Source organism: uncultured Pelagimonas sp., from assembly GCF_947498515.1.
In the GTDB taxonomy this organism is placed as follows: Bacteria; Pseudomonadota; Alphaproteobacteria; order Rhodobacterales; family Rhodobacteraceae; genus Pelagimonas.
Window position 1 is genome coordinate 104,598 of the sequence record NZ_CANMKO010000007.1, and the last position, 25,390, is coordinate 129,987.

Annotated in this window: 24 protein-coding genes; 7 read left to right on the forward strand and 17 right to left on the reverse strand. The window is 56.0% G+C overall.

Features of this window, described 5'->3' with window-relative positions:
* The first annotated feature begins 12 nt into the window (after positions 1 to 12).
* Both Q1A43_RS14175 and Q1A43_RS14180 read left to right on the forward strand, forming a co-directional pair.
* Positions 13 to 366: a YciI family protein gene (locus Q1A43_RS14175; protein WP_299936211.1), complete on the forward strand. Its 354-nt coding sequence runs from the start codon at positions 13 to 15 to the stop codon at positions 364 to 366.
* A complete protein-coding gene (locus Q1A43_RS14180) occupies positions 363 to 1,562 on the forward strand; it encodes a DUF6596 domain-containing protein (protein WP_299936214.1) in 1,200 nt (399 codons plus the stop codon). Before Q1A43_RS14175 ends, Q1A43_RS14180 begins: the two co-directional genes overlap by 4 nt.
* Positions 1,563 to 1,575: 13 nt before the next feature.
* On the opposite strand, the gene Q1A43_RS14185 is transcribed toward Q1A43_RS14180, so the two are convergent.
* The 6 genes from Q1A43_RS14185 to Q1A43_RS14210 all read right to left on the reverse strand — a co-directional run bounded on the left by Q1A43_RS14185 (position 1,576) and on the right by Q1A43_RS14210 (position 6,686).
* Positions 1,576 to 1,908 carry an NIPSNAP family protein gene (locus Q1A43_RS14185; protein WP_299936216.1) on the reverse strand — a complete coding sequence of 111 codons (333 nt, stop codon included), beginning with the start codon at positions 1,906 to 1,908 and terminating at the stop codon, positions 1,576 to 1,578.
* 24 nt (positions 1,909 to 1,932) lie between these two features.
* The gene (locus tag Q1A43_RS14190; RefSeq protein WP_299936218.1) at positions 1,933 to 2,604 is read right to left on the reverse strand and encodes an extensin family protein; all 672 of its coding nucleotides are present in this window, start codon (positions 2,602 to 2,604) and stop codon (positions 1,933 to 1,935) included.
* Positions 2,601 to 3,521 (reverse strand): prephenate/arogenate dehydrogenase family protein, encoded by a 921-nt coding sequence (locus tag Q1A43_RS14195; protein WP_299936221.1) that lies wholly within the window; start codon positions 3,519 to 3,521, stop codon positions 2,601 to 2,603. Before Q1A43_RS14195 ends, Q1A43_RS14190 begins: the two co-directional genes overlap by 4 nt.
* Complete coding sequence (gene hisC / locus Q1A43_RS14200) at positions 3,518 to 4,603, reverse strand: histidinol-phosphate transaminase (RefSeq protein ID WP_299936224.1); 1,086 nt, start codon at positions 4,601 to 4,603, stop codon at positions 3,518 to 3,520. Before hisC ends, Q1A43_RS14195 begins: the two co-directional genes overlap by 4 nt.
* Positions 4,604 to 4,736: 133 nt before the next feature.
* The gene (pncB, locus tag Q1A43_RS14205; RefSeq protein WP_299936227.1) at positions 4,737 to 6,029 is read right to left on the reverse strand and encodes a nicotinate phosphoribosyltransferase; all 1,293 of its coding nucleotides are present in this window, start codon (positions 6,027 to 6,029) and stop codon (positions 4,737 to 4,739) included.
* Positions 6,030 to 6,215: 186 nt separating this feature from the next.
* Positions 6,216 to 6,686, reverse strand: a complete 471-nt coding sequence (locus tag Q1A43_RS14210) for an Lrp/AsnC family transcriptional regulator (RefSeq protein WP_299936230.1) — start codon at positions 6,684 to 6,686, stop codon at positions 6,216 to 6,218.
* 138 nt (positions 6,687 to 6,824) lie between these two features.
* On the opposite strand from Q1A43_RS14210, the gene Q1A43_RS14215 reads away from it, so the two are divergent.
* Genes Q1A43_RS14215 through Q1A43_RS14225 form a run of 3 tightly spaced genes read left to right on the forward strand, consistent with a single transcriptional unit; the run spans position 6,825 to position 11,448 of the window.
* Positions 6,825 to 10,256, forward strand: coding sequence for an indolepyruvate ferredoxin oxidoreductase family protein (locus Q1A43_RS14215; protein WP_299936233.1), 3,432 nt, complete (start codon positions 6,825 to 6,827; stop codon positions 10,254 to 10,256).
* A gap of 9 nt (positions 10,257 to 10,265) precedes the next feature.
* On the forward strand, positions 10,266 to 11,051 hold the full coding sequence (gene paaG, locus Q1A43_RS14220) for a 2-(1,2-epoxy-1,2-dihydrophenyl)acetyl-CoA isomerase PaaG (RefSeq protein WP_299936236.1): 786 nt from the start codon (positions 10,266 to 10,268) through the stop codon (positions 11,049 to 11,051).
* Between the two features lies 1 nt (position 11,052).
* Positions 11,053 to 11,448: an acyl-CoA thioesterase gene (locus Q1A43_RS14225; RefSeq protein WP_299936238.1), complete on the forward strand. Its 396-nt coding sequence runs from the start codon at positions 11,053 to 11,055 to the stop codon at positions 11,446 to 11,448.
* Here the strand turns inward: Q1A43_RS14225 and Q1A43_RS14230 are convergent.
* The 6 genes from Q1A43_RS14230 to Q1A43_RS14255 all read right to left on the reverse strand — a co-directional run bounded on the left by Q1A43_RS14230 (position 11,445) and on the right by Q1A43_RS14255 (position 16,997).
* Positions 11,445 to 11,828, reverse strand: a complete 384-nt coding sequence (locus tag Q1A43_RS14230) for a VOC family protein (protein WP_299936241.1) — start codon at positions 11,826 to 11,828, stop codon at positions 11,445 to 11,447. The genes Q1A43_RS14225 and Q1A43_RS14230 overlap by 4 nt on opposite strands.
* A gap of 169 nt (positions 11,829 to 11,997) precedes the next feature.
* Positions 11,998 to 13,545, reverse strand: coding sequence for a nitrite reductase (locus tag Q1A43_RS14235; RefSeq protein WP_299936242.1), 1,548 nt, complete (start codon positions 13,543 to 13,545; stop codon positions 11,998 to 12,000).
* 12 nt (positions 13,546 to 13,557) lie between these two features.
* Positions 13,558 to 14,706, reverse strand: coding sequence for a cytochrome D1 domain-containing protein (locus Q1A43_RS14240; RefSeq protein WP_299936245.1), 1,149 nt, complete (start codon positions 14,704 to 14,706; stop codon positions 13,558 to 13,560).
* On the reverse strand, positions 14,703 to 15,005 hold the full coding sequence (locus Q1A43_RS14245) for a cytochrome c (RefSeq protein ID WP_299921781.1): 303 nt from the start codon (positions 15,003 to 15,005) through the stop codon (positions 14,703 to 14,705). Before Q1A43_RS14245 ends, Q1A43_RS14240 begins: the two co-directional genes overlap by 4 nt.
* Positions 14,998 to 15,771 carry a uroporphyrinogen-III C-methyltransferase gene (cobA, locus tag Q1A43_RS14250; protein WP_299936248.1) on the reverse strand — a complete coding sequence of 258 codons (774 nt, stop codon included), beginning with the start codon at positions 15,769 to 15,771 and terminating at the stop codon, positions 14,998 to 15,000. Before cobA ends, Q1A43_RS14245 begins: the two co-directional genes overlap by 8 nt.
* A gap of 278 nt (positions 15,772 to 16,049) precedes the next feature.
* Positions 16,050 to 16,997: an SDR family oxidoreductase gene (locus tag Q1A43_RS14255; RefSeq protein ID WP_299936250.1), complete on the reverse strand. Its 948-nt coding sequence runs from the start codon at positions 16,995 to 16,997 to the stop codon at positions 16,050 to 16,052.
* Between the two features lie 168 nt (positions 16,998 to 17,165).
* Here Q1A43_RS14255 and Q1A43_RS14260 point away from each other — a divergent pair, with 168 nt between their 5' ends.
* Positions 17,166 to 18,074, forward strand: a complete 909-nt coding sequence (locus tag Q1A43_RS14260) for an AraC family transcriptional regulator (protein WP_299936253.1) — start codon at positions 17,166 to 17,168, stop codon at positions 18,072 to 18,074.
* Between the two features lie 46 nt (positions 18,075 to 18,120).
* On the opposite strand, the gene Q1A43_RS14265 is transcribed toward Q1A43_RS14260, so the two are convergent.
* The 4 genes from Q1A43_RS14265 to Q1A43_RS14280 all read right to left on the reverse strand — a co-directional run bounded on the left by Q1A43_RS14265 (position 18,121) and on the right by Q1A43_RS14280 (position 23,213).
* Positions 18,121 to 18,534 (reverse strand): plastocyanin/azurin family copper-binding protein, encoded by a 414-nt coding sequence (locus Q1A43_RS14265; protein WP_299936256.1) that lies wholly within the window; start codon positions 18,532 to 18,534, stop codon positions 18,121 to 18,123.
* Positions 18,535 to 18,596: 62 nt separating this feature from the next.
* Positions 18,597 to 20,399 (reverse strand): NapC/NirT family cytochrome c, encoded by a 1,803-nt coding sequence (locus tag Q1A43_RS14270; RefSeq protein ID WP_299936258.1) that lies wholly within the window; start codon positions 20,397 to 20,399, stop codon positions 18,597 to 18,599.
* 111 nt (positions 20,400 to 20,510) lie between these two features.
* The gene (locus tag Q1A43_RS14275; RefSeq protein WP_299921787.1) at positions 20,511 to 22,187 is read right to left on the reverse strand and encodes a cytochrome D1 domain-containing protein; all 1,677 of its coding nucleotides are present in this window, start codon (positions 22,185 to 22,187) and stop codon (positions 20,511 to 20,513) included.
* Positions 22,188 to 22,343: 156 nt separating this feature from the next.
* The gene (locus tag Q1A43_RS14280; RefSeq protein ID WP_299922040.1) at positions 22,344 to 23,213 is read right to left on the reverse strand and encodes a LysR substrate-binding domain-containing protein; all 870 of its coding nucleotides are present in this window, start codon (positions 23,211 to 23,213) and stop codon (positions 22,344 to 22,346) included.
* 111 nt (positions 23,214 to 23,324) lie between these two features.
* Here Q1A43_RS14280 and Q1A43_RS14285 point away from each other — a divergent pair, with 111 nt between their 5' ends.
* Positions 23,325 to 24,032, forward strand: a complete 708-nt coding sequence (locus tag Q1A43_RS14285; protein WP_299936260.1) for an SDR family oxidoreductase — start codon at positions 23,325 to 23,327, stop codon at positions 24,030 to 24,032.
* On the opposite strand, the gene Q1A43_RS14290 is transcribed toward Q1A43_RS14285, so the two are convergent.
* Entirely contained in the window at positions 24,029 to 25,366 is a 1,338-nt protein-coding gene (locus tag Q1A43_RS14290; RefSeq protein ID WP_366944267.1) for an FAD-binding oxidoreductase, read from the reverse strand. The two genes, Q1A43_RS14285 and Q1A43_RS14290, sit on opposite strands and share 4 nt — an antisense overlap.
* Positions 25,367 to 25,390 lie beyond the last annotated feature (24 nt).

Below are 25,390 nucleotides of genomic sequence, written 5' to 3' on the forward strand. Positions count from 1 at the left end.
GAGGACAATACAATGCGTTACACCTTCTTGCTTTACACCGACCCTGCTGATCTTGCCGATATGACCCCCGCGGATTGGGAAGCCGAAAAAGAAGTCTACGGGGCCTATATCGGTGCCCTCAACGAGGCTGGCGTTTTTGTTGATACCGATTGGCTACAACCGGTTCACACCGCCACCACCCTGTCGCTCAAAGGCGGCACAAAACAGGTCCAAGACGGCCCCTTTGCCGATACCAAAGAAACACTTGGCGGGTTCTTCGTCATTGACGTGCCCGATCTCGACGCCGCCATGGCATGGGCCGAAAAATGTCCGGCGGTCAAGGTTGGCAAGGTCGAAATCCGCGCCTCGGCCATGGGGTCAGAATGACATCCTCTGCCCGCGTTGCTGACATGGCGGCGCGGGACTCCTATGGCCGATTGCTGGCCTATTTGTCGTCTCGAACCCATGACATTGCTTTGGCCGAAGACGCGCTTGCCGATGCCTTTGTTCAGGCGCTCGACCTATGGCCGACGCGCGGGGTTCCCGACAATCCCGACGCGTGGCTTTTGACAACGGCGCGCAATCGGCTCACCGATCGCCAGCGTCATCAAACTCGATTCCCGACCAAGGACGAAATCCCCGATATGCCCGCCGATGACACATCGCCCGCACTGTTTCCCGATGAACGGCTGGCGCTTTTGATGGTCTGCGCGCACCCCTCAATTGCGTCCGACCTTCATGTGCCATTGATGCTGCAAACCGTTCTCGGGCTTGAGGCCAAAACCATCGCCCGCCTGTTTCTGGTTTCACCGACCGCTTTGACCAAACGTTTGGGGCGTGCCAAGGCCAAAATCCGTGACGCCGGAATACCGTTTCATATCCCGGATGCTGCGGTTCTCCCTTCCCGCGCCACGACCATTCACGAGGCGATTTACGGGTTGCATGCCTATGATTGGCTCAATCCCGCGGATGATTTGGGCGACGAGGCCTTGTATCTGGCGGACCTCATGACAAAATTGATGCCCGAGAATAGCGAAGGTTTGGCCCTTGCTGCGCTCATCGCGCTAAGCCATGCCCGCGCCAATGCGCGCATTGTAAACCAAACCCTTGTTCCAACCGAAGATCAGGACACTTCGCTTTGGGACAAGCGATTGATTTTCTATGGAAGGCAAACCCTTGCACGTGCCTACACCAAGGCCACCGTCGGGCGATTTCAGATTGAAGCGGCCATTGAAGCCGTCCACATCGCGCGAAAGGACAGTGGTCGTACCGATTGGGAGGCCTTGAACAAGCTTTATTACGCGCTGCTTCAGATCGCCCCGTCGCTTGGGGCCCTTGTTGCTCAGGCTGCTGTTGTTGGTCGGCTGCACGGCCCCCAAGCTGGGCTAGATGCTTTGGACGCGATGCAAGACCAAGCTGGCACCGGGTTTCAACCTTATTGGGCGGCGCGGGCCATGATTTTAGCAGAGCTTGGTCAGGTTGCAGAAGCAATCACATGCTTTGAAAAAGCCATCTCGCTTGCGACGGACAGCGCGACAATCACCCTGTTGACCAATAGGCGCGACGCTTTGCATCACGGTTAACAAAACGCTGAAATTAAAGCGTGGGCTGCCCGTCAAACCCTTCGAATCCACCAGTTGTTTCGACGACATCCGCCTCAAAATGGGCAATCATCGGCATAACCTCGTGCTCGATTTTGGTGTTCCAGACCGGCCCGTCGTAAAAGCCATTCTTGATCACCTCGCGCGCCGCTAGTGACGCAAAGGCCCGCATCCAATGCACCTTGTTCGGGTCATCCAAGTCTCGCATTGGTCCGAAAACCAACATCCCGGCATCGCGCAACGCAGGGCGGTTAACCCGTTCAAAGTAATCGACAAACTCATCACGACGGCCGGGATGTAGCGTATAGTGGCGGATTTCGATGATCATGCCCGACCCCCGGCCTTTTCATGTCTATTTACAATAAGACCCGCTGCGATAGCTGGCGGTGTCAAAGTGGAAATGATCCTTGTGGTGACGGTCGGAATTCGGCCCCAAAACGGTTCCAAATGGTCCACAGGCCGCAGTATGCATTTTACGTAGGGCTTTGCCTTTTTTGCCGCGGCCCCAATCGTTTAGGACCGACATTTCAGACCCATCCGCCAATTGCACTGCCGCGATATCAATCGCCTTGCCGCGCCCATGTTCCGAAATCTTGCCACCGGGCTGGTTGTTGCGTGTCCGACAGGAATAATGCGCAACCACCCGCAGTCCAGACAACCCGCCACCCTGTTTACCAACAGCCGGGCGAACACCGTTGTTCACCCATGTTTTCAATGCCTTGGCCGTTTCGCAATTGATCGTCGCCGCTTGGCTAAGCGGCACACCGGACACTGATTGCAAACGGATTGCATTGTCCAATCCACAGCCCGAAATGCGGCCCGGTACCTTGCCAACGATCTCACCCTGAAGGGCGGGATCACCACAAAGACCGGGGCCGGTCGCCTCGGGATCATCTTGGGAAAACGCGTTGCTTAGAAATCCGCGCACCCCATCCAGATCACTTTCCGGCTCGGGCGCTTTCTCCCGTCCACCACAGGCGCTTAGCGCCAGAAAAACACATGTCACACCAACCCAATATTTCACCGGTCCACCTTTGCTCGGCCAAAATCTGGTGCATCTGTATCCTGTCCGGCCTCAAGAATGCCACGGCGGATGGCGCGGGTATGGGTGAAATAGGCATGAAGCTGCTCACCATTGCCGGTGCGAATGGCCCGTTGCAGCGCCATCAACTCTTCGGTGAAACGGCCCAGAACCTCGATTGTTGCGTCTTTGTTCGTCAAAAACACATCGCGCCACATGGTCGGGTCACTGGCGGCAATTCGGGTGAAATCGCGAAAACCGGCGGCGGAAAATTTGATGACTTCTTTGTCGGTGACACGTTTGAGATCATCGGCCACGCCCACCATCGTATAGGCGATGAGGTGCGGAATATGGCTTACCACGGCGCAAACCATATCGTGATGTTCCGGGTCCATCCGCTCGGTGTTGGCCCCCAAAGATTTCCAATAAGTTTCAACACGTTGAATAGCATTTTCATCGCTATCTTCGGTCGGAACAATAAGACACCAGCGGTTGTCAAATAGCGAAGCAAACCCAGCATCCGGGCCGGAATGTTCAGTTCCGGCCATCGGGTGGGTGGGAACAAAATGCACATAGTTTGGGAGATGCGGAGCGATCGCCTCGATCACCGTGCGCTTGACCGAGCCGACTTCGGACACCGTCGCCCCCGGTTTCAGATGCGGCGCGATTTGCTCCATCACCGGGCCCATCGCCCCAACTGGAACGGCAAGAACAATGAGATCGGCGTCTTTCACAGCCTCTTCGGCGCTGTCGCACACGCTGTGACATAGGTCCAAACGGCGCGCCGTGTCGCGGGTTTCTTGTGACCTAGCATAGCCTGAGACATGAGCCGTGCTACCCGCGCGTTTCATCGCCCAGAACATCGACGACGCGATCAGGCCAAGCCCGATCAACGCCACGCGTTTGTATGGTTCACTCATCTGGCACCGGCCTTAAATTGCCCCACCGCATGGGCGACCTGACGACAGGCCGGTTCGTCACCAACCGTGATCCGCAAGCAATTGGGCAGGCCATAGCCCCCGACCTGACGCACGATAAGCCCTTGAGTTTGCAGATAAGCGTCACAGGCTTGCGCTTCTTCCGGAGAGCCAAAGCGCGCCAAAACGAAGTTCGCAGTCGAGGTGTCGCATTGCACCCCATGCTCGGCCAATGCCTCGGACAACCACGCCCGCAAACGGGTATTTTCGTCCCGGCATTTGTTGGCATAGGCGATGTCACGTACCGATGCCTCGGCCGCGGCAAGCGCCGTGTTTGACACGTTAAATGGCCCGCGCACGCGGTTCAAAACATCAATCACCTCACGCGGGGCATAGCCCCAGCCGATCCGCAAGCCACCCAAGCCATATAGCTTGGAAAAGGTCCGGGTCATAACAACATTGTCGCGCATTTCAACAAGCTTGGCCCCGCCGTCATAGCCGTCGACATATTCGGCATAGGCCCCGTCGAGAACCAACAACGCTTGGTCGGGAATCCCTTCGGCCAGACGTTCAATTTCGGCCATGCCAATCATGGTGCCGGTCGGGTTATTGGGGTTGGCGATGAACACAAGCTTGGTGTTTTCGTTACACCCCTCAAGGATCGCATCCACATCGGTCACACGGTCGCGCTCTTTGACAACAACCGGCGTCGCCCCGGAGGCAAGCGCGCATATCCGATACATCGCAAAGCCGTGTTCGGTATAAATAACCTCCGCCCCCGGCCCGCCGTAGGCTTGGCACAGGAAGGTGATGATCTCGTCCGAACCAGCCCCACAAATGATGTTGTCGGCTTTCAAACCGTGAACTTCGGCTAGCGCACTGCGCAGCTCGATATGATCCGAAGACGGATAGCGATGCAGCTCATGCACACAGCGTTTCACCGCCTCTTGCGCGGCTGGGCTTGGCCCGAACGGGTTTTCGTTCGAGCTTAGCTTGATCACATTGGAAACCCCGTCGAGATGCGCCTTGCCCCCGACATAAAGGTCGATGTCCATGATACCTGATTTTGGCTCAATCTTGGTCATATCCGTCTCCTATTGGAAACGTGCTTACCCAAGCGCTTGCCACATGAAAAGCGGCAAAGCCATGCTATGACATTGCGGCTTGGCAATATGTCCTATTTGCACTGGGTTTTGTACCGATTGCCCCATCGAGGGGTTACACCACGACATCCATCGCGGTTTGATCCCCAACGCCAAAGACCCGCTTGTATCGGGCGATTTCCTCAGCTGGGCCCATGGCTTTGTTCGGGTTGTCCGACAATTTCACCGTTGGATGGCCATCGGCCTTGATCGCCTTGCAAACCAGACTGAACGGCGCAAGACCGTCGTCTGGAGCAAGCCCTCGGAAATCATTGGTGAGCAATGTACCCCAGCCAAAGGACACGCGAACGCGGCCTGCAAACTGTTGGTACAGTTCCAAAATTTTGGTCTCATCCAAACCGTCCGAAAAAATCACCAGCTTTTTGGTTGGGTCTTCTCCACGCGACTTCCACCAATCAATCGCGACCTCTGCCCCAGTTGCGGGATCTCCGCTGTCGATACGAATACCGGTCCAGCCAGCAAGGTAATCCGGCGCATTGCGCAGGAACCCCTCGGTGCCATAGGTGTCGGGCAAAATGATGCGAAGATTGCCGTCATGCTCTTCGTGCCAATCGGCCAAAACATCATAAGGGGCCCTCTCCAACGCTACGTCATCCTTGGCTAAGGCCGCGTAAACCATAGGTAATTCATGGGCATTGGTACCAATCGCTTCAAGGTCGCGGTTCTTGGCAATAAGACAATTCGACGTGCCAACAAAACTATTGCCAAGCCCCTCGCCCATCGCCTGAACGCACCAATCTTGCCACAAAAAACTATGTCGCCGACGGGTGCCAAAATCGGCGATCCGCAACTCAGGAACAGCGCGCAATTTTTCGACCTTTTCCCAAAGTTTGGTCATCGCGCGGGCATAAAGCACCTGTAATTCAAACCGGCCCATCTGGTCCAAAACCGATCGCCCGCGAAGTTCCATCAAAACCGCCAACGCCGGAATTTCCCAAAGCATCACCTCGGGCCAACTGCCCTCAAAGGTAAGCTCATATTGGTCGCCCACCCGCTCCAGATTGTAGTTCGGCAACCGCATGTTCTCGAACCACTCCATGAAATCTGGGCGGAACATCTGGCGCTTGCCATAAAACGTATTGCCGCGCAGCCAGGTGCTTTCCCCCCGGCTTAGAGACAGTGATTGGATATGATCCAACTGCTCGCGCAACTCACCTTCATCAATCAGTTTGGCCAACGGCACATGCTTGGATCGGTTGATCAGACTAAAGGTCACCTGCGTGTCGCGATTGTTGCGAAACACAGATTGGCACATCAACAGCTTATAAAAATCCGTATCAATGAGGGACCGGACGATTGGATCAATCTTCCATTTGTGGTTCCAAACGCGTGTGGCAATGTCGGTCATACCCGGCCCTCTGATTTCACCGTTTGGTTAAAACAATTGGTTGCGCCCTTGGCAAGCCCGGCTCAGCCTCGAACCGTTGGCTTCTTCTTTCCAAAAATATCCTGGGGAGTCTCGAGCTTGCCTCGTGACGGGGCAGCGCCCCTCACCCGCCCGCCGCAGGCGCTGATCGCAAGATCAATCCGCACCTTAAACCGGCACCTCCGTCACGTGTTTGACTCGGCTGAGCGCGAAAATCGTATTGGTGCCGGACACGCTGTCATGTTCCAGAACCCGACGCATCAGGATTTGTTCAAAATCCGCCATGTCCCGAACCAAAAGATGTAACAGGTAATCCCATTCGCCGGAAATCGAGTAAACTTCGACAATGGTTGGTTCCAACTCCATCGCGCGTTTGAATTCAGCCCGTGATGCCGCGTCCTGCGCTTTCATGCGCACTTGGCAAAACACGTCCATCTTGCGCCCGACACTTGCCGGATCGACAAGGCGCACATGCCGACCCAAAATCCCGGCCTCTTCCAGCGCTTTGATCCTGCGCCAACAGGTTGCCGGTGATGTGTTGGCCTGACGTGCCAAATCCGCCATCGAGGCCGAGGCGTCACGCTGCAACAAATCAAGGATGCGTTTGTCGAGATCAGTAATGTGATTGAGTTCAGTCATGTGACCCACATTACTGAAATATGACTTTCACTTTCAACCATCCTCCGCACCATTTTGAACAATCAAACCTGCTATACTGGTTAAAATTCCCGGACGCGCGGGCAATTCGCCCTTTTGAACAGACCTCAAGGGACCAGCATGACAGATCAAACGCCAATCCTAACCGACTACGAGCTTACGGATCGCTACACCAAAACCAAAGGCCGGGTGTTTTTGACCGGGACACAAGCGATTGTGCGGATCGCGTTAGATCAGGCGCGGCGCGATCAGGCCAATGGGCTGAACACACGCGGTTATGTGTCTGGCTATCGCGGGTCGCCTGTGGGGGGCATTGATCTGGAAATTGGGCGCAACGCCAAATTGGTCGCCGAGGCCGGGGTCGAATTCCTCCCGGCGGTGAACGAAGAATTTGGGGCAACCCAGATGATCGGCACCCAACAGGTTGAAACCGACCCGGACAAGCAAGTCGAGGCGGTCTTTGGCCTCTGGTACGGCAAAGGGCCGGGCGTGGATCGCGCTGCGGATGCGCTCAAGCACGGCAACGCCTATGGGTCGTCCCCCAAGGGCGGCGTTTTGGTTGTGGCCGGGGATGACCACGGTTGCGTCTCGTCCTCCATGCCGCATCAATCCGATGTCGCCTTCATGAACTTCTTCATGCCAACCGTGAACCCCGCCAATGTGGCCGAGTTCCTGCCCTTTGCCGAATGGGGTTACGCCTTGTCGCGGTTTTCCGGCATGTGGGTTGGGTTCAAGGCGATTTCCGAAACCGTTGAAAGCGGTATGTCGTTTGAATTGCCCGACGACCGCGTGTTTGAGAGTCCTGATTTCACCCCACCCGCCGAAGGTTTGCACTATCGCTGGCCCGACCTGCCCGGACCGCAGATTGAAGAGCGGATGGAGGCCAAAAAGAACGCCGTGCTTGCCTTTGCCCGCGCCAACCCGATTGACCGCGTTGAGTGGGGGCACGATGAGGCCCGGTTTGGCATTGTCACCACCGGCAAATCCCACCTCGACGTGCTAGAAGCGCTGCGTTTGCTTGGGATTGATGAGTCGCGCGCTGCGGATCTGGGTTTGGATATCTACAAGGTCGGCATGGTTTGGCCGCTTGAAGACGTTGGTGCCTTGAAATTCGCCTCTGGCAAACAAGAATTGCTGGTGATCGAAGAAAAGCGCGGCATAATCGAGAGCCAGCTCAAGGAATACTTCTATGATTTCCCCGGTCAAAAACCCGATCGGATGGTTGGCAAACGGGATGAGAACGGCAATCGCTTGATCCCGTGGACGCATGAACTTGGTGCGGTGATGCTCGCCAAAATCATTGCGGAGCGGCTTGATCTGAACTTTGATCTCAAGCTCGCTGACACGGCCGATAGCATTGTGCCTGCGCCAAATCTTATCGCCGTCGACGGGGCGGCGCGCACGCCGTATTTCTGTTCGGGTTGTCCGCACAATACATCGACCAAAGTGCCCGATGGGTCGCAAGCTATGGCCGGGATTGGCTGCCACTTCATGGCAAGCTGGATGGATCGAAACACCACATCGCTTATCCAGATGGGCGGCGAAGGGGTGAATTGGGTTGCACGATCAAAGTTCAATGGAAACAAGCATGTTTTCCAAAACTTGGGTGAAGGCACCTATTACCATTCCGGGTCATTGGCAGTGCGTCAGGCCATCGCGGCGGGCACCAATATCACCTATAAGATCCTGTTCAACGATGCGGTGGCGATGACCGGCGGCCAAACCGTGGACGGCCCGATTGAAGTCAAAGCGATCGCCAAATCCATGGTGGCCGAGGGGGCCGTCAAAGTTGTGGTTGTCTCGGATCATCCCGAACAATTTGACCGCGCCGATTTCCCATCGGGGGTCGAGATTTTGCACCGCTCGGAAATGGATCGCATACAACGGGAATTGCGCGACATTCCCGGCACCACGATCCTGATTTATCAGCAAACCTGCGCCACCGAGAAACGCCGTTTGCGCAAGCGTGGCAAGTTGGAGGACCCCAAGAAATTTGCGGTCATCAATCCACTTGTTTGCGAAGGATGTGGCGATTGCGGTGTTGAATCCAATTGTCTTAGCGTAGAGCCCTTGGAAACTGAATTTGGCCGCAAGCGTCAGATCAACCTGAACTCCTGCAACAAGGATTTCACCTGTGTAAACGGCTTCTGCCCTAGTTTTGTGACCGTCGAAGGCGGCACATTGAAGAAGCCCAACGCAGATGGCCACACAGCAGAGTTTGAAACCCTCAAGGCCCGCCTGTCCACCCCGGAATTGCCGAGCCTCGACACGCCCTACGACATCCTTGTCACCGGCGTTGGCGGCACTGGTGTTGTTACAGTTGGCCAATTGATCGCAATGGCCGCCAACCTAGAAAGCAAAGGCACCAGCGTTCTGGATTTCATGGGATTTGCCCAGAAATTCGGCCCGGTTCTAAGCTATATTCGCATGGGCAAAACCGAGGCCGAGGTCAATCAGGCCCGTACCGAGCCAAGCTCGGCTGATGCTCTGATCGGCTGTGATCTTGTGGTTAGTTCATCCCCCAAGGCTTCGGCCACCTATCGCAAGGGGCATACGCGGGGCGTGGTGAACACGGCGCTGATGCCGACCGGCGATTTCACCCGCAACCGCAATGCCGATCTGCGCGCAAACGACCGGTTGAACCGCATAGCCGCCGGCATCGACGGGCAAAGCCTACGCAGTTTGGATGCCAATGCCTTGTCCGGTGCTTTGATGGGTGACACGGTCTACGCCAATGTGCTGATGCTTGGTGCGGCGTGGCAGGCCGGACTAGTTCCGCTAAGCGAGGCCTCGTTGATGCGGGCGATTGAGCTAAACGGAGTTAAACCAGACCAAAACAAAGCCGCCTTTACCTGGGGTCGGATTTTTGTCGCCGCGCCCGATGCCGTTGCCCGCGTCGCCGATCTTCCTAGCACGCCGGTTTTGTCCTTGAACGAAATGATATCGCGCCGGGCCGGGTTTTTGACCGAGTATCAGGATGCGGATTGGGCGCATGAGTATCGCCGCGTGATCGAACAGGTGAAAGAGGCCGAAACCCGCGTGTTGGGTCGTGCCGGTGATCTCTCCGAAGCAGCGGCCAAGGGTCTGTTCAAACTGATGTCCTACAAGGACGAGTATGAAGTTGCGCGGCTGCATCTGGAAACCGGATTTCTTGAGGGGCTAGAACACCGATTTGAGGGGGATTTCACCGTTAAACACCACCTCGCCCCGCCACTTTTGTCCGGAAAATTGGATGCCCGTGGACGGCCAGTTAAACGCGCCTTTGGCCCATGGGTTCGGGTGGGTTTCAAGGCTTTGGCCCGGATGAAAACCTTGCGCGGCGGGGCGCTTGATGTCTTTGGGCGCACGGCGGAACGGCGGATGGAACGCGCCTTGATCGAAGAATATCGCGACCTTTTGCAGCGCCTGACAAAGGGGTTGAACGCGGATAACCATGTCGAGGCCGCTCGCATTGCCGGGTTGGTCATGGATATTCGCGGCTTTGGCCCGGTCAAGGAGGAGGCCGTCACCAAGGTACGTGCAGAGATCGACGCCGCAATGACGGCGTTTTGAGGAGGGATCATGTCGGACACAATCAAGGTTAAGAATCATGGCGTTTGGGTAGAGATCACCCTGAACCGCCCGGACAAGCTCAATAGCTTCAACGAAGAAATGCACTTGGCCCTGCGCGCCGCCCTAGAAACTGCGCGCGACGGCGGGGCGCGGGCCGTGTTACTAACCGGGGCCGGTCGCGGGTTTTGCGCCGGGCAGGATTTGGGCGATCGTGACCCAAGCAAAATGACGGGCAAGCCGGACCTGAGCAAAACCGTTCGCGATTTCTATGCGCCTTTGGTGCGGCTGATCCGGGTTATGAAACTGCCGGTGGTTTGCGCCGTGAACGGTGTCGCGGCGGGGGCCGGGGCAAACCTTGCTTTGGCCTGTGACATCGTTTTGGCCGGTCACGGTGCCAAGTTCATTCAGAGCTTTTCCAAGGTTGGGTTGATCCCGGATACCGGCGGCAGCTGGCATTTGCCGCATCTGGTCGGTGAGGCGCGCGCCAAGGGGTTGGCACTGACCGCGATGCCTTTACCCGCGCAAAAAGCGGCCGAGTGGGGGCTGATCTGGCACGCCTATCCCGATGCCGATCTGATGGAGGAAGCGCGCGCGTTGACATCACAACTGGCCAACGGACCGACGCTTGGCATGGGGTTGACCAAGATGTGTATTCAAGAGGCCGCCACGGCAAGCCTATCGGACCATCTTGAAACCGAGGCCGATGCCATGAAAACCTGTGGCGAAAGTGATGACTACGCCGAAGGTGTGGCGTCGTTTTTGCAAAAACGCGCGCCCGAATTCAAAGGCCGCTGATATGCAGGACAAGGATTTCACCGGATCGGACGGCAGTGGCATTTTGGCCATTCGCACCATTGCAATGCCCGCCGATACCAACCCGTCCGGTGATATCTTTGGTGGCTGGCTAATGGCGCAAATGGACCTCGCGGCCTCGAACCTCGCGGCGCGTTTGGCCAAGGGGCGCGTGGCGACAGTTGCGGTTGAAGCGATGCATTTTCGCGCGCCCGTACAGGTTGGCGATGAAGTCACATTGACGGCAACCTTGCGATCAACCGGGCGCAGCAGCATGCGTATCCATGTCGAAGCTTGGGCCCGCCCGATGCGCGAAGAAGACGGAACAACCGTAACAGACGCGGATTTTGTCTTTGTCGCATTGGATGAGACGGGAAAACCGCGCGACCTGCCGGATTAGACTTCGTAAAGTTCAAGTGGCAAACCATCGGGATCGGCGAAAAACGTAAACCGTGCGCCGGTGAATTCATCGATGCGGATGTCTTCGACGGTGATGTCATGGTCGGTCAAATGCGCGACGACAGCATCAAGATCGTCGACAGTAAAAGCAAGATGGCGCAGGCCCCGAGCCTCGGGTCGCGACGGGCGAGCAGGCGGGTTTGGGAAGGAAAATAGCTCAATCTGACCTCCATCCGGAAGGGCCAGATCAAGCTTCCAACTATCCCGCTCGGATCGGTGATTTTCGGCCAGCACAGCCAACCCCAAAATGTCACAATAGAAATGCTTCGACACGCCATAGTCGCTGCAAATGATCGCTGCATGATGAATGTGTCTTAACATAGCGCCTCTGTGCCTCGCCCCGGATCAGGCATGGCACAAATCACATCCACCTCCAATGTTTCTTCTTTCCCGACATATCCCGGAGTGAATTGCCGCTTTGTGGCAAGAGGGGCTAGCCCCTTTCACCGCGCCCCCTTTCAAGGGCGCGCAATCTCACACAAGCTAAACCTTAGTGACTTGTTCCTTCTTCGAAGGTGATCTTGTTCCAGACATTGTATTTGCCCGACGGTTTGCGCATCGGCAAGCGTTTGACAATTTCCAGCGTTTCCGCGTCATAAACTAACACCTCGCCATCGTCTTCCCAAACCGAAACCAGTGCGTGGCTACCATCTTTGGTAAATTCCACATGGGCAACGGTCGCGCCGGGAACGGGACGCATGGATTTGACAATCTCAAGCGTTTCTTTGTCGATGATGTGCATCACATCCTTGTTCGGACCAAAGAACACATCCGCCCAGACATATTTGGAGTTCTTATGGCTACGCATAAAGAAACCGGGGCCTTCGGTCGGGATGGTTTTGACGGTCTTCCACGTCGACATATCGATCACCGAAATGGTCGCGTCTTTGAGGTGCGGGGTGGCCATCACGGTGCTGTCGCCGTGTTGCCAAGTAATGCCGGAGCCAAGATGCGGCATGCCAGCCAACTCTAGATCGGCAACTTTTTGACCGATCACGAGGTCGATCACCAAGCCGTCTTCGCCTTTGCGCGAGGCACCCATAACGTATTCATAGGTCTGATCGAAAAAGAAATCGTCGAGGTAATCAGGCGTGGTGATTTTACGGATCGGAAAGCGTGTGTCCTGCGGAACCGGCCCTTCGATTTTCCAATCATGCGCCAATCCGCCGGCAAAATAGTTCAAGTCCGGGTGCTTGCTATAGGAGACTTCCCAAATTTCCGGCACATCCTTGAGAGCAAGGACAAAGCTTTCGCGTGGGGGAGCTTGATAGACGGCGGAAACCCGGCTCGGCGTGCCATCTTTGCCTTTGACGTCATGCACTTCGGCCACTGAAAGATCATCCGTTGATAGGATGGTCAGCGTGTTGGGTAGGTAGTTGGCCACCGCCAGCCACTTGCCATCGCCGCTCATCGCGATGTTGCGACTGTTCAAACCGGCGCGGACACGGCCCACCTGTTTCAGCGCCCAAATATCGTACTTCTGCACCCAACCATCGCGCGACATGATGAAAACGAACCGACCGTTGGGGTCAAATTTCGGTCCGCCATGCACCGCAAAGGGCGTGGCAAAACGATCGAGCACCTCAAAGGTATCCCCATCCAAAACCGACACATGGTGATCGCCGGTTTCGACGGCCAGCGTGATGTTCATCGGATCAGAGGACCAAACCGGCGCATCGACTGACGCGTAATCTTCGTCCATCACCCGACTGGCCATGATCTGCTCTTCGCCCCATGGCGGCACGGCCTCTAGCGGGGTTTTGAGGTAGGTGGCGAGTTCGGCGATACGCTCTTCGCTCAGGTCTTCGGAAAAACCCGGCATCTGGGTGGTCACACGGCCGTCGCGAATAACTGCTTCGACCTTGGGGCCGCGCATACGTTTCAAGGTTTGTGGGATCAAAGCCGGGCCGGTACCGCCAAGACGGTTGGCATCATGGCAGTCGGAGCAAAACTCAACATAGTCGGCACGCGGATCGGCCTGTGCCATTGCGGCAAACGACATTGACGCCGCAAGCACGAGGGTAAGAGAACGGATCATAGTCATATCCCTTTAAAGACCGGTGCGATGCGCACGCGCGGTAAAGAAGATTCCCGAGGGGCTATCAGCTTCAAATTCACCCATCTTCTCAAAACTTTGGGTGTCATAGATCGCCACTTTTCCGGCATCCCGTACGCTTAGCCAAACCTCGTGACCACGCGGGGTGAACTCCATATGGAGAACCGCCGGACCGGGTTTGAATTCGTGCACGACCTGTTTGGTCACAGTGTCGATAACCTGAATGGTATCGTTATGCGGGTGAGCAAAGTTGACCCAAACCTGCCGCCCATCTGGGCGCGCCATGGCGAAAACCGGTTGGCCATAGGTTTTGGTGCGCCCGGTTTCTTGCAATGTGTCGGAATCGATCCATAGCACTTCGTGATGACCCACCGCAGGCAGGACAAATTCGCCGCCGGTATGCGCCCAACCTTCGAGATGGGGCATCTTGTAGACCGGCATTTCTTCTTGCCCGCGACCATAGTTGGGCAACACCCGGATCGGCTCCGGTTTTTCGGCCCAAAGGTCCAGTGCGGTTAGCCCGTCTTCGCCAAACAATCCGGTGATGTAGGTGCGGCCATTAGCGGTCACTAAGGCATCATAAGGGCGATCGCCCATATCGGGGATCTTGGTGATGTCCGCCGTTCCCGACGACATGTCTGCGATCCAAGTTTCGCCGGTATCCCACATGGTAAAGACGAACTTAGAGCCGGGTGCGTCAACCAATCCGATGGTTTTACTATCGGTCGGAATATCGGCGACCAATGCCAGCGTGTCGGCATCAAAAATGCGCACGCCGCCGGGTTCATAATTGGAGACGGCGACCAACTTCCCGTCATCGGAAATCGCGCCGCCGATGGAATTGCCAGCCTGGACCACACGGTTTGCGATCTTGCGCTCGACAATATCGACCTTGGTCAATCCGCCATCACGGCCAAAGACATAGGCAAAACGTTCGTCAGAGGAGTAGACGAGGCTGGCATGAGAGAGATCGCCAAGCCCCTCGATGCGTTCCAAAGAGGCGCGTTCGGATTGGTCGACCAACAAAACAGAGCCGGTGGCGCGTTCGATGATCAGGCCAAGATCGCCAGTGGCGATTGTTTCAGCGGACACAGCAGTGCCCAGCGCCAAAGCAAGGGCGCAAACGGTGTTTAGAAGTCTCACGGGGCTTCTCCTTTGAGAAGATATTCAGCAATCCAGGCCGCTTCGGCCTCGGTCAAAAGGGGGCGCCAAGGCGGCATCGGGGTGCCAGGAACGCCGTCAAGAATGACGTCTTGGAGAACGTCGATATCGTAGTGTTCTATTGTTTGCGGGCGGATGTCGGGGCCGAGCCCGCCTTTGAGCGTCAGGCCATGACACGAACCGCAGTCTTGGATCACAAAACGCTCTAGCGCTACCGGATCAATGGGATCGGCCAACACCGGCGTTGCCAGAAGTATGAGTATGCTCAGAAGCTTAGCCATGTGCGGCGACCTCCGCCGCCTCGTTTTCCAACGGCAACCCTTGCGCGCCATAAAGCGACACAACCTTGCCGATGATAAACAATGTTGGGGGTTTCAGCCCGGCATCGCGGGCATCGGCGGCGATATTGGCGAGGGAGGACACCATGCGACGCTCATCAACGCTTGTGGCTTTGGAAATTGCCATAACCGGGGTCGATCCCGGTAGGCCTTCGGTCATCAGGCCAACAGCAATCTGACCAATATTTGCAACACCCATGTAAACCACCAGCGTCGTATCAGGGTTGGCGAGCCGCTTCCAATCGAGGTCTAGATGCTTGTCCGCCTGACGATGGCCGGTGACATATTGTACGCCGGTGGCCAGCCCGCGATGGGTCAGCGGCACACCAGTGATAGACGACGCCCCTTGCGCCGCCGTGATCCCCGGCACGTATTCGATCTCAATCCCTTGGGCTTGCAAAATCGCCGCCTCCTCGGATCCACGGCCAAAGATCAAAGGATCACCGCCTTTGAGGCGGGCAACCCGATGTCCGGCTTGGGCCTCTTCGACGAGAATCTCGTTGATGCGATCTTGGGTAACGGCGTGGCATTGCGGCATCTTACCGACAAACACCATCTTCGCATCCGGGTTGGCCATGGCGATGATTTCATCCGACACAAGCCGGTCATAAACAACGCATGTCGCCTCACGCAAAAGGCGCTCGGCTTTTAGGGTCAGCAGTTCGGGGTCTCCGGGGCCTGCGCCTATCAGGGATACTTTGCCGGTCATATGTCGTCTCGCTCGTCCAAAGGATGGCTAATGGCCAAGCGGCACCCACCGTCGAACATGGCGACCATGTCGATTCGTACGTCGGTCGGCGGGTGAAGCTCGGTCCGATATATGAGGTTTAAAGTGGGGCAGCAGAGACAGCTTTACCTTGACAAAAGTTAAGCAGGGAGGAGTTTAGGTTTAGTCCGCTGGTTTTTGAAGTACGCCACAAGAGCCAGAAAACTCAGCTACCTTTGGTCCTATCCCGAAGAGCAGCGCGCGCCCTTTTTGCGCCTATTTCAAACGCTCCACCTAAACCCCGTCGCATTTTCAGACACATCCCAGAGTTTTGACATAACAGTTTTGTCGTAGGCATGCGGATGCAAGGTACCCTTACCAACGGGCCCGACAAACTCCATACGGCCCGTCGGGCCATAGAGCGCCCGCTGTTCCAGACCGCTTTCAGTTGCACACATAACTTCCGGGTACGCGCCCTTTTCAGCCGTTTGAACCATCGGTGACTTTGTCATCAGCCACCACACAACACGGGTCAGAAACCCACCGCTTGTGCTGATCAGCGATGTTGCAGAAGAACCGGGATGGCACACATAGACTTCCACCGTCCTGCCTTCGGCCTTGATGCGATCTTGCAGCTCATAGGCAAACATCATCTGCGCCAGCTTGGATTGACTATAAACCGGGTTGGCGCTGTAGTTTTTGTCCCAATTCATATCGTCGAACTGAATCGTCTTGATCCCCATGTTGTAACCAAGGCTTGCGACAACGACGATCCGGCCTTGCGTTTCTTCGATGCGCTTAAACAGCATCCCACAAAGAACGAAGTGCCCGTAGTGGTTGGTGCCAAGTTGGCTTTCAAAGCCATCGACGGTTAGCTTTTGTTCCGGCACCTGAGCGATTGCCGCGTTACAGACCAAGGCGTCGATGCGAGGGGTTGTTGCCAGCACCTCATCCGCTGCGGCACGCACGCTTGCGAGTTCAGAAAGGTCCATGCGCACAAAACTGACATCGGCGTCAGCGCCGAACTCTTGCTTCAGGTCTTTGAGTGCCGCGTTAGATTTCTCTGCGCTGCGGTTCAACATCACCACTTTCGCCCCTTTGGACAAAAGAATGCGGGACGCTTGAAAACCAGCCCCGGCGTTGCCCCCGGTGATGACAAAGGTTTTGCCCTTGAGTGAGCCAAGTCGCTCTGGCGTCCAACCCAATGGGCCAAAAGTTTTGTCTGACATTGTCGTTCCCCTTGTGTCGCAAGTCTTCTAATCTTGCTTAATCCGCTACGGCGCTGAGATGTACGTAACTCTCACATCCACACCAAAATAGGCCGGATGCTCGCTTTTACTTGCCTATTTGTCTCAACGAGGTTGCGAGAGCTTAGCGGCACGTTCTAGATTGCCCCCATGAGCAAAGAACAGATCAAGCAACTAATAGCCGCCCGCACCGACAATGACGGCCTGACGGAAACCGGTGTAAAAGGGGTGCGTCTATTTCGGGCAACACAATCAATACCCTGCGTACCGGCTGTCTACGAACCCTGCGTTGTCGCCATTGTCAGCGGGGCCAAAGAAGCCGTTTTGGATGGCCAACGATATGTCTATGACAACAGCCAATACCTATGCTGCCCAATGTCAATGCCCGTCAAGGCGGGCACGCCGACTGCATCCCCCGATAACCCACTTTACGGCGTTTTCATCTCGCTCGATCAGCAGGTGATGACGGCACTGGCGATGGATATGGAAAACGCCGGAGGGGTGCTGCCCGTGGGCAAGGGTGACCTGCGCGCTCACGGTATTCGGCTGGCCCGGTGGGAGGAAACGTTTACCGAAGCCTTGCTTCGTTTGCTAAGCCTTGGGTCGAATGCGACTGATTCCGCCGTCCTTGGAGACGCGCGATTGCGAGAGTTGTATTATGCAATTTTGAAAGGCGAGGCCGGGATTTTTGCGCGTCAGGCCTTCGGCGCTGGCAACGCCATTGCCCGTTCTATCGCTTATATTTCAGCCCAACTGGACGCACCTATTTCAATTGATGACATGGCATCCCGCGCCGGTATGAGCCGGGCCGTGTTTCACCGGAAATTCAAGCAAGCGACCACGATGGCACCGATCCAATTCGTAAAGTCGATGCGTCTGAACAACGCCGCGATGAAAATCGCCGTAGGTATGACGGTCAACGAAGCGGCGCTGGATGTTGGATATGTCAGCCCCTCTCAGTTCAGCAGGGAATTCAAACGCATGTACGGGCAATCGCCACGACAATGGAGCGAGGCTCAGAACCTTCCCATGGCGGTGACCAAGGGCCTACAAAGCTGACATCATTCGCGAGATTGCGGTCGAGACCGTCGGTACGTTCTTGTCTTCACTCCTCAACCGTTACCATCCCGATCATCTTTTGCGTCTCCCAATGGGGGCCGCAGAGGTAGTCTTGGTCGCCGGGAACGAGGAAGGTGAACTCGATATGTTCTTCGGGAAAGGCGCGGTCGGATTCTGGATTGCTTCCGACCTGAACGCTATGGCTGGTGCGTTTGTCGACATTGACCCATCGTACGGTGGTGCCAACCGGCACAGTGATTTGCGCGGGGCAGAAATTGTATTTGTACATGGTGACAACAGTCACCCCGTCGGCTTCGGCCGAGGGTGCGCCGAACATGTCGACATAGCGTTCCTCGGCTTCGGCACAGATCACAGCCGGGTCTTTGGACCCGCGTGCAAAAACAGGAACGGCCGCGCCCAGCGCAGCCACAGCAAGTACAGAAATAGCAAAAGGTTTCATCAGGGCCCCCGGTTCGAAGTCAAAGGGTGCTGCGGCCGGAGGTACCAGCCGCAGCAGATGTTTTATTGACCTACAACGTTGATCATCGCATCCGCGTTGTCCAGTGCGAGGCTGGTGTTCAGCGTCACGTGGTGGAAACGTGCCGACGCAAAGTCATCGTGGATCGCAAAACCAACGGTATAGGTTTTGCCAGCTTCCAGCGGAATATCACCCGGCGCGTCAGACGCCAGTTTCCGAGAGAAGGTAACGGTCCACATGCCGTCGGCACCAAGCGAGGCCTCGGCAGCCATGTCACCTTCGTTTTGAACACGACGTTCGAGAAGGTAACCGTTGGCCGAAGACCCATCCGCATAGACACGCATCAGATCCATGAACGTCCCGTCCTTAAGGTATTGTTCAATCGCCTCGGCGGTTTGCATTTTGTCCCAACCACCAAGAATAGCGCCACGACGGCCCTTGATCTCCATCTCTGTCCGGCTTTCGGGCAGGTACTTGGTGATTGTACCAGTGGCCTGCAACTGAGCAGCGACGTCGGCATTGGCGGCAATCGCCTCGGCACCCGGATCGGTTGGCATATAGGTGTTGTCGGCGTGACAGGTCGCCCAGCAGCCCACTTGTTCACCCATTTCGATACCTGTGCCGGTGATCATCATCGCCACTTTGATCTGGTTGTCGGGGTCCATTTTGCCACCTTCAACGAAGGGTGCAGGATTGTGACCGCCATCTTCCCACTGCAAGCGGAAAAAGACGTTTTCGCCATCATGGGTGGCTTGGATTGTGGCCGGGATGGTGCCGCGTTTGCCCGGAATCGGGGTTGGCTCAAGCTCATCCTTTTTGCCACCGCCACCTGCAACGATTTTGTTGCCGATCGCGTCCAGTTCAGCCGCGTGACAGGTGGTGCAGGCATCGCCGCCTTTGGTCAACGGACGTGCGCCGCCGTGGGTTTTGCCGTTTTGAACCCATTCAAACGAAGCTTGGCCCGGGTAGAACAGAGTCATGTCGGTTGAACCGGCAGCACCCCAATCAAGGTCAGCACCGATACCTGGGCCAGCGGCGGCGGATTCGTCCACCTTGCCGGCCATTTCAGCCTCAACAACGGCGCGCTCATCTGCACGGGCGGCTTCAACCGCGGCCAGCAGTTTGGCACGATCCGCTTCTTTTGCCGCTTTGGCAGCCGCTGCATCTTCGGCCTCTTTGGCCTCAACGCGCGCGAGGCTATCTAGATAGGCCTGCGGGACTTCACGGATAAACTTCGGATTTGGCGCTTCGAGCGTCGCGAGATATTCTTCATCGGCACGATCACGCAGGTCGAGGTGCGCAATACCCTTGTGGCAATCGATACAGGTCTGACCTGTTTTCATGGCGTTCAAGTGTTGCTGACGCGCGCGCGGTTTTTGGAACTCCGGCATCATTGACTGGAAGTCGTGACAGTTGCGGCATTCAATCGAATCTGTCTTTTTCATCCGCTCCCATTCGTTCATCGCCAGATGCAAACGCTTGGCGTCAAACTTTTCTGGGGTCGAAATGGTCCCGGTCAACTTGCCCCAGACTTCGCGAGACGCTTTGATCTTGCGAATGATCTTGTGGGTCCAGTCCTTGGGCACGTGACAGTCGGAACACACGGCCCCAACCCCGGACCGGTTCACATCGTGAATCGTGCCTTCGTATTCGGTGTAAACGTAATCGCCCATTTCGTGACATGAGACACAGAATGGCATGGTGTTTGTGGCTTCCATGGCGGTGTTGAACCCGCCCCAGAAGATAATACCGGCGGCAAAAACGCCGGCGACAGCGGCAATAGGCATTCCAAAAAGGAAGTACCGTTGCCAGATCGGCTTTTTCTCATCGGGACCGTTATCGGTCATGTCCTGGCTCCGTTTTTAGCTGTTTGCCGGAGTCGCCCGACAGATTTGCTTAGGGATGCAAAAAGGGGCAGGCGCATGGCCCGCCCCTTATGTGTCGTTTCAAACCATCACTTAGGTGACGTGGTTGGAACGGTTGTAGACGTTGAATTTGCCGGTCGGAGCATAGAGCCCTTTTACGCGGCCAATTTCTTCCAATGTCTTGGCGTCAAAGATCACGATCTCACCGTTTGGCTCAAGCGAGTCAGACAGGTTCCACTTGGATACCCAAACTTCGGTACCGTCCGCGTTGAATTCGAAGTGAACAGCGGCGCTGCCTTCGTCTTCGGTGATCTGGATGGTCTTGACGATTTCACCAGTCTCTTTCGAGATAACCTGAACAGACTGCTGAATCTCTGGCTCTGGGTGCTTGGTTTGGTCAGCCCAGATGTAGTCAGAGTTCGGGTGAGTCCGAACAAACAGGCCAGCGCCGTCTGTTTCGGTCTCGTAGCAGACCTTCCAAGCGTTGTCTGGGTGGCCAGCTGGGTCATTGCCCCAAACGGTCACGGTACCAACGCCCAAGTGTGTGGTGCCAGCAACGGGGCCACAGTTCGGGTCAATCCAGTTCGCGCCAGGACCGGGGTGCGGCAGAGCAGCAACGTCGATCATAGCTTCGAGCTTGTGGGTTTCAGTGTCGACAACAACCATTTTGTTCGATGCGTTTGCAGCGATCTGGAAGTAACGACCTGTTGGGTCAAAGAAACCATCGTGCAGGAACTTGGCGCTATCGATTTTGTCGATGCTCAGGTTGTCGAGGTCGGAGTAATCGACCTGCCACAACTGACCAAGTTCTTTCACAGCAACGATCCAAGTAGGCTCGTTCGGTGTGGTGTAGATCGCCGCAACACGTGCTTCTTCTACATACTCACCGTCGACGTTTACGCCGCGTGTGGAAACAACTTTGACCGGTTCCATTGTCACCGCGTCAACAATCGCAAAGTGAGGAGGCCAGTAGCCGCCACCGATGACGTACTTGCCGTCGCCGGATACGGCCACATCACGTGCGTCATACGCGATTTTAACTTCGGAAACCAACATCTTGTCTGGAGTCTGCCAGAGGTCGATTTTGGTCATTTTGCCGTCACGGCCCATTGTGTACCAGAAGCGACCGGGGTTTTCGGGCTCTTCGATTTTATGGTGCTCAGACGCTTTGAGAACGTGTACCGCATACCCAGTTGGGATGTGGACCAGAACTTCTTTGGTGTCGCCGTCTACAACAGCAACTTTCCCGGCATCACGTTCGATGACGACAAAGAAGTTTTCCCAGTTGCGGCCGTGCATAGGCTCGGTTGGGTAGTCAGCTTCTTCGACGTAAACCTTGCGGGTTTCCATCATTTGCGCCAGCGACATTTCTGGCGGCTTTGGCGGGTCCATTTGGATATAGGTCGCCATGTCTTTGATTTCTTGCTCGGTCATGATGTCCGAGAAGTTGTTCATGCCGCCTTCGGTACCCCAGGCGATAATCTTTTCAAGACGCTCCTGGCCGAGTTTCAGCGTACCGCTGACAGTTTCTGTGCCGTCTGCTGCTTTCTTCTTAACGACAGGCTCGAGGCTTTTACCGGTGGCGCCTTTGCGCAGAACACCGTGGCAACCCGCGCACTGTTCGAAATAAAGTTGTTTCGAAGCTTCAAAGGCTTCTTCGCTAAGGGTTGGACCTTCGGCGAATGCGGGCATAGCAACGCTGCCGAGGATCATGGCAAAACCTGCCCCTAGCGCGCCGCGTACTTTCTTTTGGGTGATTCCAAGTGACATAATCACTCTCCGTTTGCTTGGTGAGGCAAGCGGAAGATGCGCCCATGTGCTGAGTCCCGTCTTGACAATTGTCAATGGGACTCACGAAAAAGCGAGCCCGCGTCATTTCATCCACCTCTCATACCCCTTATTTAAAAGGGTATTTTGGACGTTTCTTTAGGTTTGCGCCGTCAGCCAATCATGCAACTGCCGTACAACTTTGGGGCGACGCGGCTTGCGAGGGGAAACAACATAAAAGCCATCTTCAATGGCAAGATGATCCGGGAATGGTTGGCACAAGCGGTTCTGGCGCAATTCCGTTTCCACAAAAGCGCGAGAGGTTAACGCCACACCCTGTCCGGCAATTGCCGCATCTATTGCAAGAGAGGTTTGGTTAAAATTCATCATCTTCATGTCTGGCACGGGCCCATCAGTGAAGACGCTTTGCAAGAACAAAGGCCAAAGCCCATGCGCATCCTGCAACAGCACATATCTATCCAGATCATGGGGAGCCTTGATCGGCATTAGACCCTGTAGAAAATCGGGGTGGCAGACGGCGATCAGATCTGAGGAAAACAGCAAGGTTGACGTCAAACCGGGGAAAGGCGGTTTTCCCTGCCGCACCGCAATATCCACCCCGTCGGATTGGAAGTTCGCGGGGGAGTTTGAGGCATCGATGCGCACTCGCAATTCCGGGTGCGCCGAAGATAGGTCTCCCAAGCGCGGCACCAACCAACGGGTGGCAAAGGATGGTGTCGTGCTGATGGTCACGACTTCTTCTCGCGGGGCAAGGTCTTGGGTCGCATCGGCCATCAAATCAAAGGCGCGCTGGATAGAGGGCAAGAACCGCCGCCCCTCATCCGTCAGGCCAAGGCCCCGCGCGTGTCGGTCAAACAGTTTGACTTGCAACTGCGCCTCTAGCGCGCGTACGTGCTGGGCCACGGCCCCTTGCGTCACGCCGAGTTCATCAGCGGCGTGGCGAAACGTCAAATGGCGCCCCGCCGCTTCAAAAGCTTTGAGGGCATTTAGGGGCGGAAGATTGCGCATCTCTGACCTTTACGTCGGTAGATTTTCTACAGGGTTAAGGCAGAATTACTGATTGGTCAAATTTACATTGCCTGACCATCTTCGGAGGCACCCCAATGTAAGGAAGCAACCATGTCAGATCAAAAAGTAGCCATCATCACCGCCGGCGGCAGCGGCATGGGCGCGGATTCAGCCAAACGTTTGGCGGCGGATGGGTTCAAGGTGGCGATCCTGTCGTCCTCTGGAAAGGGCGAAGCCTTGGCGCAGGAACTGGGTGGGATCGGGATTACAGGGTCTAACCAGTCCAATGATGATTTGCAGCGGCTATCGGATGCCGTGATGGAGACATGGGGCCGGATTGACGTCTTGGTCAACTCCGCCGGACATGGTCCGCGTGCGCCAATTTTAGAGATCACCGATGAGCAATGGCACACCGGTATGGATGTCTATTTCCTAAACGCGGTACGGGCGACACGCATCATCGCACCCCATATGATCGCGCAAAAATCCGGGGCGATTATCAATATTTCGACCTTTGCCGCCTTTGAGCCCAGCCCAGTTTTCCCAACATCCGCCGTCATGCGCGCCGGATTGGCCAGCTATACCAAGCTTTTTGCCGATGAGTTTGCCGCCGCCAATGTTCGCATGAACAATGTCTTGCCCGGCTTCATCGACAGTCTTCCTGAAAAAGAAGAGTTCCGCAGCCAGATCCCAATGGGGCGCTATGGCAGTTCCTATGATGAAATCGCGGCAACCGTAGCGTTTCTGGCGTCTGACGGCGGGGCCTACATCACCGGGCAAAACATTCGAGTGGATGGCGGCATAACCCGCGCAGTTTAAACCCGGTCTTTGACCAGATGGGTCAGGGTTGCGCCGGTTTCGTAATAGACTTGGCGTAACCCGGCGTGTGGAATGTTGTGATGGCGTGTCGGCGCACGGGGAAGAACCGACATATCACCCGAAAGCAGGGCCTTGGCCATTGCGGCTCCAAACACTGTGCCAGGGCCGATGCCGCGTCCGGAATAGCCAAAACTGATCAATGCAGTATCGTCTAACTGTATGATTTTCGGCAGATATTCTTCGGTCATGGCAATGCGCCCAAACCAAGTATGCTGCAACGACGCGCCGGCCAATAGCGGAAACATCTTTGCCAATTTGCGCTTAAGCCACCCCAAATGTGCACCTTGTCCGAAGTGACCCAACTGCCCCATGCCGCCAATGATCATGCGCCCGGACGCATCCAAACGCCAAGACGACATCACCATAGCCGTGTCCCAGCACCCTTCTTGATTTAGCAAGATTTGGGCACGCTGATCCGGGGTAAGCGGGTCAGTTGCGGCTTGGAAATAGTGGACCGGAATGATTTTGGGGGTTTGCACCCCTTGGATCGGGATCGCGTAACCATTCGTCGCAACAACAAGGGCCTCTGCTGTGATCCGCCCTTTTGGAGTTTGGACCCGCCATTTTCCCCCGATCTTCTCTATATCGAGAGCCGCAGATCGTTCATGCAAAATCGCCCCTGCGTTTTGAGCCGCGCGCGCCAAACCAACCGCATAGGCCAGCGGCTGGATGGTTCCGGCGCGCGGATCGAACAAAGCCCCAAAGACTTGATCGGACCCAACACGCGCCTGTGCTTGCGCCTGATCAAGCACTTGCACAGGGGCCCCACGAGCCGCGAGCTGTTGGTAGCGATTTTCTAGTTCTACCATGCCCGATGCCGCATGGGCGCAGTGCAAAGTTCCGTTTTGGACCGGCTCGCAAGCGATATCGTACCGGCTGATTGTATCGAATACATCTGCGGGGGCCTTGCCTAAAATACGGGTAAGCCGCTCGCCCGCTTCGATACCAAGGACCGCATTGATGTCATTGGGTGGGAGCCACAACCCGGCATTGGCCAAGCCAACGTTGCGCCCGGAGCCGCCAAATCCAAAGGTTTTGGCCTCAATAACCCGGACCGATGTACCTGATTCTGCCGCCTTTAGCGCGGCAGATAAGCCAGTATATCCGCCACCAATGACCAAAAGATCCGTGCAAACCTCTGCCGTTAAGGCCGGGGCAACCACCCGTTCGGCACAGGTATCGAACCAAAGGCTATCGGAAATGTTGGATGTCATCTGGCCGCTCCCATGAAAGGCGATCATTTTGCCTTGGTCCAAGGGTTTTGCCCAACGCATGTGGTTTTTCCTATTGAAACCAAC